This window comes from Agrobacterium larrymoorei (assembly GCF_030819275.1).
In the GTDB taxonomy this organism is placed as follows: Bacteria; Pseudomonadota; Alphaproteobacteria; order Rhizobiales; family Rhizobiaceae; genus Agrobacterium; species Agrobacterium larrymoorei_B.
The window spans coordinates 2,467,495-2,481,769 of sequence record NZ_JAUTBL010000002.1; the positions used below are offsets into that span (position 1 = coordinate 2,467,495).

At 59.8% G+C, this 14,275-nt stretch carries 8 protein-coding genes; all 8 read left to right on the forward strand.

The window, feature by feature from the left end; translation table 11 throughout:
- The 8 genes from QE408_RS20635 (at position 1) to QE408_RS20670 (ending at position 14,194) form a co-directional block, all read left to right on the forward strand.
- Positions 1-2,418: a circularly permuted type 2 ATP-grasp protein gene (locus QE408_RS20635; RefSeq protein WP_373465570.1), complete on the forward strand. Its 2,418-nt coding sequence runs from the start codon at positions 1-3 to the stop codon at positions 2,416-2,418.
- Between the two features lie 3 nt (positions 2,419-2,421).
- A complete protein-coding gene (locus tag QE408_RS20640; RefSeq protein WP_306934362.1) occupies positions 2,422-3,300 on the forward strand; it encodes a transglutaminase family protein in 879 nt (292 codons plus the stop codon).
- 237 nt (positions 3,301-3,537) lie between these two features.
- A complete protein-coding gene (locus tag QE408_RS20645; protein WP_306934363.1) occupies positions 3,538-4,737 on the forward strand; it encodes a vWA domain-containing protein in 1,200 nt (399 codons plus the stop codon).
- Positions 4,738-5,061: 324 nt separating this feature from the next.
- Positions 5,062-7,524: a glycogen/starch/alpha-glucan phosphorylase gene (locus QE408_RS20650; RefSeq protein ID WP_306934364.1), complete on the forward strand. Its 2,463-nt coding sequence runs from the start codon at positions 5,062-5,064 to the stop codon at positions 7,522-7,524.
- Positions 7,524-9,731 carry a 1,4-alpha-glucan branching protein GlgB gene (gene glgB / locus QE408_RS20655; protein WP_306934365.1) on the forward strand — a complete coding sequence of 736 codons (2,208 nt, stop codon included), beginning with the start codon at positions 7,524-7,526 and terminating at the stop codon, positions 9,729-9,731. Before QE408_RS20650 ends, glgB begins: the two co-directional genes overlap by 1 nt.
- Before the next feature lie 120 nt (positions 9,732-9,851).
- Positions 9,852-11,114 carry a glucose-1-phosphate adenylyltransferase gene (gene glgC, locus QE408_RS20660; RefSeq protein WP_306934366.1) on the forward strand — a complete coding sequence of 421 codons (1,263 nt, stop codon included), beginning with the start codon at positions 9,852-9,854 and terminating at the stop codon, positions 11,112-11,114.
- A gap of 5 nt (positions 11,115-11,119) precedes the next feature.
- Positions 11,120-12,562: a glycogen synthase GlgA gene (gene glgA / locus QE408_RS20665; RefSeq protein WP_306934367.1), complete on the forward strand. Its 1,443-nt coding sequence runs from the start codon at positions 11,120-11,122 to the stop codon at positions 12,560-12,562.
- Complete coding sequence (locus tag QE408_RS20670) at positions 12,563-14,194, forward strand: alpha-D-glucose phosphate-specific phosphoglucomutase (RefSeq protein ID WP_306934368.1); 1,632 nt, start codon at positions 12,563-12,565, stop codon at positions 14,192-14,194.
- Positions 14,195-14,275 lie beyond the last annotated feature (81 nt).

The window sequence follows — 14,275 nt, forward strand, 5'->3', positions numbered from 1 at the left end:
GTGGCGAAGACACCGGCAACGGAACGCAAGACCGGAGAAACCGGCATGGGCTCCATGCTGGCTTATCGCGCGCTGCCGGATGTTGCCGATGAGATGCTCGACATAGATGGACATATTCGTCCCGTCTGGCAGCCCTTCGTCAATGCGCTCTCGCGCATGGACGAGCGCGAGTTGCACGACCGCTTCTCGCGTACCGACCGTTATCTGCGCGATGCTGGCGTCTTCTACCGCGATTACAGCGCGCAAAGCGGCGGCGGCAGCAGCGAACGCAACTGGCCGATCTCTCATGTGCCGGTGCTGATCGACGATGCTGAATGGCAGGTCGTCTCCAAGGGTCTGATCCAGCGCGCCAATCTTCTCGAAGCCGTGGTCGCCGATATCTATGGCGAAGGCCGCCTGGTGCAGCAGGGATACGTGCCGCCAGCGCTGATTGCCTCCAACCCGGAGTTTCTGCGCCCCATGGTGGGCGTCAAACCCGCGAGCGGCCATTACCTGCACTTCTGCTCCTTCGAGATCGGACGCGGGCCGGATGGCAACTGGTGGGTTCTGGCAGACCGTGCGCAGGCTCCCTCCGGCGCGGGCTTCGCACTGGAAAACCGCGTGGCGACCACGCGTGCCTTTTCCGATATCTATGCCGAGGCACATGTCCATCGCCTCGCCTCCTTCTTCGGCGCGTTTCGCGATACGTTGCAATCGCACCGGCAGCATGTGGATGACCGCATCGCGGTCCTGACGCCTGGCCCTGCCAGCGAAACCTATTTCGAACATGCCTATATCGCCCGCTATCTCGGCTTCATGCTGCTGGAAGGCGAAGACCTGACGGTCGTCAATAACCGCGTCATGGTGCGCACCGTTGCCGGTCTCAAACCCGTCGGCGTCTTGTGGCGGCGTCTCGATGCGTCCTATGCCGATCCGCTGGAACTCGACCAGAACTCCCATATCGGCACGCCCGGCATGGTGCAGGCGCTGCGCGCCGGTTCGCTCAACATGGTCAATGCGCTCGGCAGCGGCATTCTCGAAACCCGCGCTCTGCTCGCCTTCATGCCCGCCATCTGTCGCCATATCCTTGGCGAAGATCTTGCCATGCCATCGATCGCCACATGGTGGTGCGGTCAGCCGACCGAGCGTGAGCAGGTGGCCCGCAATATAGAGCGCATGGTCATCGGCCCTGCCTATTCTCGCCTGCCCTTCTTCGACGATAACGGCCAATCTGTGCTCGGCTCCACCTTGCGCGAAACCGCCAAGGATTCGATCAGCGACTGGTTGGCAACCGACGGCCACAAGCTCGTCGGTCAGGAAGTCGTAACACTGTCCACCACACCCGCTTTCGTCGACGGCAAGCTCGTGCCACGGCCCATGAGCCTTCGCGTCTTCGTCGCCAGAACCCAGGATGGCTGGCAGGTGATGCCGGGCGGCTTTGCCCGCATCGGTCGCAGCAACGATGTCGCCGCCATCGCCATGCAGGCTGGCGGCCGCGCGGCCGACGTCTGGATCGTCAGCGACAAGCCGGTGGAGCGCACCACGCTTCTGCCGCCGGAGGAAAACTTCATCCGCAATATGCCGGGCAGCTTGCCAAGCCGTGCGGCTGATAATCTCTTCTGGCTTGGCCGTTATATCGAGCGGTCCGAAGGGGCGCTGCGGATCCTGCGCGCCTGGCATGCACGTTATGCCGAATCCGCCGATCCGAAGCAGCCGCTGCTCGCCCATGTCACAGACTATCTGGAAACCGTCGATATCGACGTGGAAGAGGCCATCCCTTCCAGCCTGATCGCCAATATCAACAGCTCCATCTATTCCGCCAGCAACATTCGCGACCGTTTCTCGCCGGATGGCTGGCTGGCGCTGAACGATCTGGCAAAGACCGCGCGCCGCTTCCAGAGCAAGATTCATGCAGGTGATGACGCCACCCATGCCATGACCATTCTGTTGCGCAAGGTCGCGGGCTTTGCCGGTCTGGTGCATGAAAACATGTATCGCTTCACCGGCTGGCGCTTCCTGGCCATCGGCCGCTATCTGGAGCGTGGCCTGCATATGACGCGGCTCCTGGCCCATATGGGCGGGCCCGACGCGCCGGATGGCTCCTTCGACATGCTGCTCGAAATCGGCGACAGCGTCATGACCCACCGCCGCCGTTACAATGTGAATACCGCCGCACTGACCGTCATGGATCTTCTGGCGCTCGATCCGCTCAACCCGCGCTCCATCCTCTTCCAGCTGAATGAAATCCGTGCCGAGGTGGAGCAATTGCCCAACGCCTTCGTCAACGGCCAGATGTCGCCTTTCTACCGGGAGGCGATGCGCATTCATTCCACCCTGGCGGTCATGACCTCGGAAAATCTCTCCGGCGATGTCTTCCGCCAGTTGGAGAAGGATCTCGAACGGCTTTCCGATATTCTCGCGCAAACCTATCTCGGATAGTCGATGCTTTACGATCTCTCGCTGCATATGGGCTATCTCTACGACACGCTGGCGTCCGGCGCGCGCCACATCATCCGTGTCACCCCACTCTCGATTCCAGACAGACAGAGGCTCGTCGCCTCCGCTCTCACCGTCTCGCCGGTGCCCGAAGAGCGCACCGTCTTCAACGATTTCTTTCACCAGAGCGCCACCTCGATCTATCTCAGAGCTCCGCATGACAAGCTCGACATCCGCATGCAGGCCCGTGTTCAGGTGGATAGCCCGTCGCTGACGGCCGATCTCTCCCCGCAACTCGATAAGCTCCAGGCCGAGCTTTCCAGCATCAACTCGCTCGACCCGCAGGCCCCCCACCATCTGGCAGGGGCAAGTCCGCGTATCGGTGAAGATGCGGCGATTGCGGCCTATGCCCGCGAGACGGCAAAGCCCGGCATGACGGTGCGCGAAATTGCCTTCGCGCTGTGCAAGCGCATCTACAAGGATTTCAAATATGATGGCGAAGCCACGACGGTGGATACGACACCGGGCCAGGCCTTCAAGCTGAAGCGCGGGGTCTGCCAGGATTTCTCCCACATCATGATTTCGGCACTGCGCAGCCTCGGCATTCCGGCCGGCTATGTCAGCGGCTTCCTGCGCACCATTCCCCCGCCCGGCAAGGAGCGGCTGGAGGGCGCCGACGCCATGCATGCCTGGGTGCGCGTGTGGTGCGGCGAAGCGGACGGCTATATCGAGCTCGACCCCACCAACGACATCGTTGCCGGCGGTGACCACATCGTCGTCGCCTATGGCCGCGACTATGCCGATGTGGCGCCTGTCATCGGCGTGTTGAAGAGCTACGGCAACCAGAAGATCACGCAAGCGGTCGACGTCGTTCCGGTCAGTTGATCGCCCTCATTATCTCCTTGTCGCGTCTTCTCGTTAAAGGGAAACGCTGCAAGCTCGGCGAGCAAGAGTTGCCCGCGACAGAAAAACTGCAAGCAAAAAGCGTCAAACTCATAATTATTGTCGGATAAAATGCCTCTTTACTCAAACCATAGCGACTGAGTTAGGAAAGCATCAATAAAGCGGCAGTAAGGCTGTGCCTTTATAGATCAAGGCGGTAGTCTGGGGGATGGCCGAACGATGATTGCACGGGCATTTAAAACTTTACTCACCGACAAGCGCGGTAACTTCGCAATTCTGACAGCACTTGGCCTGCCGCTCCTCTTCGGTGCGGCCGGTGCCGGCATGGAGGCCACGCGCGTCATGCAGGTGAGAAACGACATGCAGACCGCGCTCGACAGCGCTACGCTTGCAGCAGCCACACATGCCCGTCTTGATGAAGGCAGCAAGTCCGACGCAGCCTATGCGGATGAGGTCAAAAAGTTCATCAAAGAACACATGGATGGCGAAGTCGACAAGGACGACAAGAAGGACAAGGCCGAAATTGAGGCGACTGCCAGCCGCAACGATACCAACAAGGGAACAAGCTTCAAGATTTCCGGCTCGGTCAGCCGTCAGGTGCCTCTCAATCCACTGATCGGCTTCATCGGTGTCGATACCATCACGATCTCCGTCAGCAGCACGGCCGAAAGCAGCTTCAGCAAGGGTGCTGCTCTCTCGCTTTATCTGGTCCTCGATCGCTCCGGCTCTATGTCCTTCGTAACGGATACGGTCGATAAGTCGATGAAGTACTGCGACAACTACACGGAAAAATCCTGGCCAAAAGTGGCTTCCACGACGCCCTGCTATGTCAAGAAGATGGCCTCGCTGAAGGCGGCCGTTTCCTATCTGGTAGACACGCTCAACAAGGCGGATCCGTCCTACAAAGAGAAAGCCCACCCGGAATCGGAACTCATCCGCACCGGCGCCGTAGCTTATAATTCGGAAACCTTCCCTGCTCAGAAGCTCGACTGGGGCACCTCGGCCGCCAAGAATTATGTCGACGCCATTGCTACCGTGCCAAAGGGAGGCACCAACGCCTACCCGTCATTGACGATCGCCTTCGATGCTCTCAAGAGCGCCAATCCGAACGAGCGCTCGCAGCATGACAGCAAGGGTAACAAGATGTTTGAGCGCTATATCTTGTTGATGACCGATGGTGAAATGAGCAGCTCGACCATCGACGGACAGGTGCGTTCCATTTGCTCTTCGATCAAGGCCGATGGCATCAAGATCTTCACCGTGGCCTTCATGGCACCGGACAAGGGCAAATCGCTGCTGAAATATTGCGCCAGCAGCCCGGATAATTACTTCGAGCCGGATAATATGGAAGAGATCGTCTCAGCCTTCGGCGAGATCGCCCGCAAGGCCGCGAGTGTCCCCACCCGCCTGACGAACTGACATCCGATCTACTCGATAAATTTGCGGAGCGCGTGGCGAAAGCTGCGCGCTTTTTGCCTTTTCCAAGAGCGTTTTTGCCACCGCTCTGGCCCCTTTCTGGGCAATCGCTTCTCTCGCAAAAAGGGCTGTTGCCACAGCCGCTTATCGATGCATAAACTGCAATCGAAGCAGTGCAGCATGTCGTGTAACCGCAGGGCAATTTGCGATCGCGACATGTGACAATGAAAGGATCGAAAGCGTGACGAACCGCTCCCAAGGATCGCAACGCGCTTTGATCGACAGACGACATCAGGCCCTCTCCTCCCATCAAGGTGCTGACGACCCATGATCAATAAACTCGCCACCAACGATCTTCCTCGCCCCGCCCCGCGCAGTTCCGAACCGGATGTGCTTGCCTCCGAAATCATCGAGCGCCTGACCTACCGCATCGGCAAGGATGTAAAGGTGGCAAAGCCACATGACTGGTTGACGGCCACCATTCTCGTCGTTCGCGACCGCATCATCGACAAGTGGATGGAATCCACCCGCAAGGCTTATCAGAACGATTCCAAGCGGGTCTATTATCTGTCGCTGGAATTCCTCATCGGCCGGCTGATGCGCGACGCCATCTCCAATCTCGAACTCATGGAAGAAATCCGCCAGGCGCTGACCTCGCTTGGCGTCGAGTTCGACGTGATCGCCGCGTTGGAGCCGGATGCGGCCCTTGGCAATGGCGGCCTTGGCCGTCTCGCCGCCTGCTTCATGGAATCCATGGCCACTGTCGATATCGCCGCCTATGGCTATGGCATCCGTTATGTCCATGGCCTGTTCCGCCAGCAGATGGCCGATGGCTGGCAAGTGGAACTGCCAGAGACCTGGCTTGCCCATGGCAACCCCTGGGAATTCGAGCGGCGCGAAAGCGCCTACGAAATCGGCTTCGGTGGCTCGGTGGACACGATCGGTGGCTATGAAGAGCCGCAGCGCTTCCTCTGGAAGCCGGCCGAGCGCATGATTGCCATGGCCTATGATACGCCCGTGGTCGGCTGGCGCGGCACCCGCGTCAATACGCTGCGCCTCTGGTCGGCCCAGCCGATCGACCCGATCCTGCTCGACGCCTTCAATGCCGGCGACCACATCGGCGCGCTGCGCGAAAGCAACAAGGCCGAAGCACTGACCCGCGTCCTCTACCCGGCGGATGCCAACCCGGCCGGCCAGGAACTGCGCCTGCGCCAGGAATATTTCTTCTCGTCCGCCTCGCTTCAGGACATTCTGCGCCGCCACCTGCAGCAATATCCGGATTTCACCAATCTACCGGACAAGGTCTCCATCCAGCTCAACGATACGCATCCGGCCATCTCCATCGCCGAGCTGATGCGCCTTCTATGCGACGTGCACGGCCTGGATTTCGAACAGGCCTGGACGATCACGCGCGGCACCTTCTCCTACACCAACCACACGCTTCTGCCCGAGGCGCTGGAAAGCTGGCCGGTGCCGCTGCTTGAGCGGCTTCTCCCGCGCCACATGCAGATCATCTACGCCATCAATGCCAATACCCTGATCTTCGCTCGCAAGGAAAAGAAGCTGACGGACGGCCAGATCCGCTCGATTTCGCTGATCGACGAAGGCGGCGAGCGCCGGGTGCGCATGGGCAACCTCGCCTTTATCGGCTCGCACTCCATCAACGGCGTGTCGGCACTTCATACCGAGTTGATGAAGGAAACGGTCTTCTCCGACCTGCACATGCTGTTTCCAAGCCGCATCAACAACAAGACCAACGGCATTACCCCGCGCCGCTGGCTGATGCAGTGCAACCCTGGCCTGACAAGCCTGATCCGCGACGCCATCGGCGATGCTTTCATGGACGATGCCGAGAAACTTCTCGATCTCGACCGTTTCGCCGAAGATTCCAGCTTCCGCGACAAGTTTGCCGAGATCAAGCGGCAGAACAAGGTGCGCCTTGCCAGCACCATCGCGCAGCGCATGGGCATCCGCGTCGACCCGTCCGCGCTCTTCGATATCCAGATCAAGCGCATTCACGAATATAAGCGCCAACTCCTCAATCTGATCGAGGCGGTCGCTCTATACGACCAAATTCGTTCTCATCCGGAACTCGATTGGGTTCCACGCGTTAAGTTCTTTGCCGGTAAGGCCGCGCCGAGTTATCACAACGCCAAGCTTATCATTAAGCTCGCCAACGATATCGCCCGCGTCATCAATAACGATCCGGCAGTGCGTGGGCTTCTGAAAGTGGTATTTGTTCCGAATTACAATGTTTCGCTGGCGGAAATCATGGTTCCCGCGGCCGACCTCTCGGAGCAGATTTCCACCGCTGGCATGGAAGCATCCGGCACCGGCAACATGAAATTCGCACTCAATGGCGCGCTCACCATTGGCACGCTCGACGGCGCCAATGTCGAGATGCTCGAGCATGTCGGCGAAGACAATATCGTCATCTTCGGCAAGACCGCCGACGAAGTCGCGAAAGCCCGGGCCGAAGGCCACAACCCCCGCGCCATCATCGAAAATTCGGTGGAACTGTCCCAGGCTGTATCATCGATCGCATCCGGTGTCTTCTCGCCGGATGATCGCTCGCGCTTCACAGGGCTGATGGACGGTCTCTACAACAATGACTGGTTCATGGTTGCCGCCGATTTCGATGCCTATGCGCAAGCCCAGCGCGATGTCGACACCATCTGGAGCAACCCCTCCAGCTGGTATGAAAAAACCGTTCGCAATACTGCGCGCATGGGCTGGTTCTCATCCGACCGGACGATCCGCCAATACGCCACCGAAATCTGGAGAGCCTGATGAAAAAACCGCTCAATTCGGCCGAAGAAAAGACCTTCAATCCCATACCCACGGCCGAAATCGAGGCAATCAAGAGCGGTTTGCATTCCAATCCTTTTGCAGTGCTCGGCGTCCACCAGACGCCGGGCGGTCTTGTGGCGCGCTGCTTTATCCCAGGCGCCGAAGAAGTGACGGTGATGACTTTAGACGGAAACGTTGCAGGCGAATTGACCCGCGTCGACGCCGACGGCTTCTTCGAAGGTCCGATCACGATTTCCAAACGCCAGCCCGTGCGGTATCGCGCGCTTCGCGACGATGCCGAATGGGCCGTCACCGACCCCTATAGTTTCGGCCCGGTTCTGGGTCCGATGGACGATTATCTGGTGCGCGAAGGGTCGCATCTGCGCCTCTTCGACAAGATGGGCGCACATCCCCTGAAGCTTGAAGGCGTCGAGGGTTTCCATTTCGCCGTCTGGGCGCCGAATGCGCGCCGTGTTTCCGTCGTCGGCGATTTCAACAATTGGGATGGCCGCCGCCATGTCATGCGCTTTCGCAAGGACACCGGCATATGGGAAATCTTCGCACCGGATGTCTATGCCGGCTGCGCCTACAAATTCGAAATCATCGGCGCCCATGGCGAGCTTCTGCCGCTGAAGGCCGACCCTTATGCGCGCCGCGCCGAGCTTCGCCCGAAGAATGCCTCCGTCACCACGCCGGAACTTGTGCAGCAATGGGAAGACGAGGCGCACCGCAAGCATTGGGCCAGCATCGACCAGCGTCGCCAGCCGATCAGCATCTATGAGGTCCACGCGGCCTCCTGGCGCAAGCATCAGGACGGCTCCATGCTGACCTGGGACGAACTGGCCGCCCAGCTCATCCCCTATTGCGCCGACATGGGCTTCACCCATATCGAATTCCTGCCCATCACCGAACACCCCTATGACCCCTCCTGGGGCTACCAGACGACCGGCCTTTATGCGCCGACCGCCCGCTTCGGTGAGCCGGAAGGCTTTGCCCGCTTCGTCAATGGCGCCCATAAGGTCGGCATCGGCGTCCTCCTCGACTGGGTGCCTGCCCACTTCCCTACGGACGAGCATGGCTTGAAATGGTTCGACGGCACCGCGCTCTATGAGCATGCCGATCCGCGCCAGGGCTTCCACCCGGATTGGAACACCGCGATCTACAATTTCGGTCGCGTCGAGGTCATGTCCTACCTCATCAACAACGCACTCTACTGGGCGGAGAAATTCCATCTCGACGGACTGCGCGTCGATGCGGTTGCCTCGATGCTCTATCTCGATTATTCCCGCAAGGAAGGCGAGTGGATCCCCAACGAGTATGGCGGACGCGAGAACCTGGAATCGGTGCGCTTCCTGCAGAAGATGAACACGCTGGTCTATGGCAACCATCCGGGCGTCATGACCATCGCGGAAGAATCCACCTCCTGGCCAAAGGTCTCCCAGCCCGTGCATGAAGGCGGACTTGGCTTCGGCTTCAAGTGGAACATGGGCTTCATGCACGACACGCTGAGCTATTTTGCTCGCGAACCCGTGCATCGCAAGTTCCACCATCAGGAACTGACCTTCGGTCTGCTCTATGCCTTCACCGAGAACTTCGTGCTGCCGATCTCGCATGACGAAGTGGTGCATGGCAAAGGCTCGATGATTGCCAAGATGCCGGGCGACGACTGGCAGAAATTCGCCAACCTTCGCGCCTATTACGCCTTCATGTGGGGCTATCCAGGCAAGAAGCTGTTGTTCATGGGCCAGGAATTTGCCCAGTGGAGCGAATGGAGCGAGAAGGTCTCGCTCGACTGGAACCTGCTGCAATATCACATGCATGAGGGCATGCGCCGCCTAGTGCGCGATCTCAACTTCACCTACCGCTCCAAGGCCGCTCTTCATGCGCGCGACTGCGAGCCGGAAGGCTTCGAATGGCTGATGGCCGACGATCACGACAATTCCGTTCTGGCATGGCTGCGCCGTGCACCGGGCGAAAAGCCGGTGGCCGTCATCTCCAACCTGACGCCGGTCTATCGCGAGAATTTTTACGTGCCGCTTCCGGCTGCCGGACGCTGGCGCGAAATTCTCAACACCGATGCCGAAATCTATGGCGGCACCGGCAAGGGCAATGGCGGGCGTGTGCAGGCAGTGGATGCCGGTGGCAGCATCGGTGCGACGCTGACACTTCCGCCGCTCGCCGTCATCATGCTGGAATTAGAGAACTGATTTCGCCTCCCGTCGCAGGGACGTGAGGCAGACGAGAATGAAGACGTGGTGGAAACCTTAGAAACTTCCTGCACGTGTAAGACACAGGGAACAGTGGTACTTTATGGGAGGACTCGAGCGATGAGTGAAAAGAGAATTCAGCCTCTGGCACGTGATGCAATGGCTTACGTTCTCGCAGGCGGGCGCGGCAGCCGCCTGAAGGAACTGACCGACCGTCGGGCAAAGCCTGCGGTCTATTTCGGCGGCAAGGCGCGCATCATCGATTTCGCGCTCTCGAACGCGCTGAACTCCGGCATTCGCCGCATCGGTGTCGCCACGCAGTACAAGGCGCATTCGCTGATCCGCCACCTGCAGCGCGGCTGGGACTTCTTCCGTCCCGAGCGTAACGAAAGCTTCGATATCCTGCCCGCCTCCCAGCGCGTTTCGGAAACGCAATGGTATGAAGGCACCGCAGATGCCGTCTATCAGAACATCGACATCATCGAGGGCCACAACCCCGAATATATGGTGATCCTCGCCGGCGACCATATCTACAAGATGGATTATGAATACATGCTCCAGCAGCATGTGGATTCCGGCGCGGATGTCACCATCGGCTGCCTGGAAGTCCCGCGCATGGAAGCGACCGGCTTCGGCGTCATGCATGTCAACGAGAAGGACGAGATCATCGCCTTCATCGAAAAGCCCGCCGATCCTCCGGGCATTCCTGGCAATGAAGACTTTGCCCTTGCCTCCATGGGCATCTACGTCTTCCACACCAAGTTCCTGATGGAATGCCTGCGCCGCGATGCCAGCGACCCCAATTCAAGCCGCGACTTCGGCAAGGACATCATTCCCTATATCGTCGAACACGGTAAGGCCGTCGCCCACCGCTTCGCCTCCTCCTGCGTCCGCTCCGATTTCGAACACGGGCCCTACTGGCGCGATGTCGGCACCATCGATGCCTATTGGCAGGCCAATATCGACCTCACAGATATCGTTCCGGATCTGGATATCTATGACAAGTCCTGGCCGATCTGGACCTATGCCGAGATCACGCCACCGGCGAAATTCGTCCATGACGATGAAAACCGCAGAGGTTCGGCGGTCTCCTCCGTGGTCTCGGGCGACTGCATCATCTCCGGTGCCTCGTTGAACCGAAGCCTGCTCTTTACCGGGGTGCGCGCAAATTCCTATTCGCGCCTTGAGAATGCCGTCGTGTTGCCGAGTGTAAAGATCGGTCGTCACGCGCAGCTGAGCAACGTCGTCATCGACCACGGCGTCGTCATCCCGGAAGGGCTGATCGTCGGCGAAGACCCGGAACTCGATGCCAAGCGCTTCCGTCGCACGGACAACGGCATCTGCCTGATAACGCAATCGATGATCGACAAGCTGGACCTGTGAGCCTCATGAATGTTCTTTCGGTCACATCCGAAATCTATCCGCTGATCAAAACCGGCGGTCTTGCAGATGTTTCCGGCGCGCTTCCCATCGCGCTGAAAGCATGCGGTGTGCACACCCGCTCGCTGATCCCCGGCTACCCAGCCGTTAAATCCACGGTCAAAGATGCCCATAAGGTCGGGGAATTTCCCGATCTTCTGGGCGAACATGCCGATATTCTGGCAGGCGAGCATGAAGGTCTGGACCTCCTGATCCTCGACATTCCCTCGCTCTACGACCGCCCCTCCGGGCCCTATCTCGATTCCACCGGCAAGGATTTTGCCGACAACTGGAAGCGTTACGCCGCCCTTTCTCTTGCCGCTGCCAAAATCGCCGCAGGCAAGCTGCAGGGCTGGCAACCGGATCTCCTTCATGCACATGACTGGCAGGCCGCCATGGCACCGGTCTATATGCGCTATGCAGAGACACCGGAAATTCCAAGCCTGCTGACAATCCATAATATTGCGTTCCAGGGTCAGTTCGGCGCCAATATCTTCTCCGAACTGCGCTTGCCCGCACACGCTTTCTCCACCGAGAGCATCGAATATTATAACGATATCAGCTTCCTGAAGGGTGGCTTGCAGACAGCAACGGCGCTCAGCACCGTCAGCCCGTCCTATGCCGAGGAAATCCTGACCCCGGATTACGGCATGGGGCTCGATGGCGTGATCCGCAGCCGAGCCCATGTGCTGCATGGCATCGTCAATGGCATCGACGCCGAGGTTTGGGATCCGGCGATCGACCACCTGATCCAGGAAAATTACTCTGCCGCCAACCTCAAACTGCGCGCCATCAACAAGGCCGCCGTTGCCAACCACTTCCGCGTGGACCACGATAGCGGCCCGCTCTTCTGCGTCATCTCCCGCCTCACCTGGCAGAAGGGCATCGACCTGATTGCCGAAGTCGCCGATGACATCGTCGAGATGGGCGGTCGTCTGGTGGTGCTCGGTGCAGGCGAGATCGCGCTGGAAGGCGCACTGATGGCAGCGGCCACCCGCCATCCGGGACGCGTCGGCGTCGCCGTTGGCTATAATGAGCCGCTCTCGCACCTCATGCAGGCTGGATGCGACGCCATCATCATTCCCTCCCGCTTCGAGCCCTGCGGCCTGACCCAGCTTTATGCGCTGCGCTATGGCTGCATTCCCGTCGTGGCGCGCAACGGGGGCTTGAACGATACCGTGATCGATGCCAATCACGCTGCTGTTTCCGCGAAGGTCGCGACCGGCGTCCAGTTCTCGTCCGTCACCGAGGACGGGCTGCGCCAGGCGCTCCGCCGCACTATGCGATATTACCGAGACCCGAAACTGTGGACGCAACTGCAGAAGCAGGGGATGAAATCGGATGTTTCCTGGGAAAAGAGCGCAGGACTTTACGCCGCGCTTTACACCCAACTTACGTCGAAAGGCCATTGAATGTCGATCAAGACCGTCCAGACCACGCCATTTCAGGATCAGAAACCCGGAACCTCCGGCCTTCGAAAGAAGGTGCCGGTTTTCGCGCAGGAGAACTACGCGGAAAACTTCATCCAGTCGATCTTCGACAGTCTCGAAGGCTTTGCCGGTGAGACGCTGGTGATCGGCGGCGATGGCCGCTATTATAACCGCGAGGTTATCCAGAAGGCGATCAAGATGGCCGCAGCCGCAGGCTTCGGCAAGGTTCTGGTCGGACAGGGCGGCATTCTCTCCACGCCTGCCGCGTCCAACATCATCCGCAAATACAAGGCCTTCGGCGGCATCGTGCTCTCGGCCAGCCACAATCCCGGCGGCCCGAACGAAGATTTCGGCATCAAGTACAATATCGGCAATGGCGGCCCGGCCCCTGAAAAGATCACCGACGCCATCTTTGCCCGCACCAAATCCATCGAGACCTACCGCATCGCCGAGGTCGCCGATATCGATCTCGACCGGATCGGCACCAGCGACGTTGCCGGCATGCAGGTGGAAGTCATCGATCCGGTCGCCGATTATGCCACGCTGATGGAAGAACTCTTCGATTTCGGCGCGATCCGCGATCTGATCGCCGGCGGCTTCAAGGTCGTGGTCGATTCCATGAGCGCGGTGACCGGCCCCTATGCGGTCGAAATCATCGAAAAGCGTCTTGGCGCACCGGCAGGCTCGGTGCGCAACTCAGTGCCGCTGCCGGACTTCGGCGGCCATCACCCGGACCCGAACCTCGTTCACGCCAAGGAACTCTATGACGACGTGATGAGCCCGGAAGGCCCGGATTTTGGCGCCGCCTCCGATGGCGATGGCGACCGCAACATGGTCGTCGGCAAAGGCATGTTCGTCACGCCTTCGGATTCGCTTGCCATCATCGCCGCCAACGCCAAGCTCGCACCGGGCTACGCATCCGGCATTTCCGGCATCGCCCGCTCCATGCCGACCAGCGCGGCAGCAGACCGCGTTGCCGAAAAGCTCGGCATCGGCATGTATGAAACGCCAACCGGCTGGAAGTTCTTCGGCAACCTGCTCGATGCGGGCAAGGTCACGGTCTGCGGCGAGGAAAGCTTCGGCACCGGCTCCAACCATGTGCGCGAGAAGGACGGTCTTTGGGCCGTGCTCTTCTGGCTGAACATCGTCGCCGCCCGCAAGGAAAGCGTCAAGGACATCGTCACCAAGCATTGGGCCGAATATGGCCGCAACTACTATTCCCGCCACGACTACGAAGAAGTCGACAGCGACGCCGCCAACACGCTGGTTGCAACGCTGCGCGAAAAGCTCGCGACGCTCCCCGGCACCACCTATGGCAATCTGAAGGTCGAAAAGGCCGACGATTTCGCCTATCACGATCCGGTTGATCAGTCGGTCAGCAAGAACCAGGGCATCCGCATCCTCTTCACCGGCGGCTCCCGCATCGTCCTGCGCCTCTCCGGCACCGGCACCTCGGGCGCCACCCTGCGCCTCTATGTCGAGCGCTACGAACCGGATGCGGCCCGTCACAATATCGAAACCCAGGAAGCGCTTGCCGACCTGATCGCTGCGGCGGATACGATTGCCGGGATCAAGAAGCATACGGGCCGCGACGCGCCGACGGTGATCACCTGATTGAGCGATCCGGTGGGCAAGGGCAGCATACCCCCCTCTGTCCTGCCGGACATCTCCCCCCTCAAGGGGGGAGATTGGCCA

Excerpts from the sequence above, each read along its gene's own strand:
- glgA (WP_306934367.1), top strand. The coding sequence starts at position 11,120 with ATGAATGTTCTTTCGGTCACATCCGAAATCTATCCGCTGATCAAAACC.
- QE408_RS20640 (WP_306934362.1), top strand. The coding sequence starts at position 2,422 with ATGCTTTACGATCTCTCGCTGCATATGGGCTATCTCTACGACACGCTG.
- glgC (WP_306934366.1), top strand. The coding sequence starts at position 9,852 with ATGAGTGAAAAGAGAATTCAGCCTCTGGCACGTGATGCAATGGCTTAC.
- glgB (WP_306934365.1), top strand. The coding sequence starts at position 7,524 with ATGAAAAAACCGCTCAATTCGGCCGAAGAAAAGACCTTCAATCCCATA.
- QE408_RS20670 (WP_306934368.1), top strand. The coding sequence starts at position 12,563 with ATGTCGATCAAGACCGTCCAGACCACGCCATTTCAGGATCAGAAACCC.
- QE408_RS20650 (WP_306934364.1), top strand. The coding sequence starts at position 5,062 with ATGATCAATAAACTCGCCACCAACGATCTTCCTCGCCCCGCCCCGCGC.
- QE408_RS20645 (WP_306934363.1), top strand. The coding sequence starts at position 3,538 with ATGATTGCACGGGCATTTAAAACTTTACTCACCGACAAGCGCGGTAAC.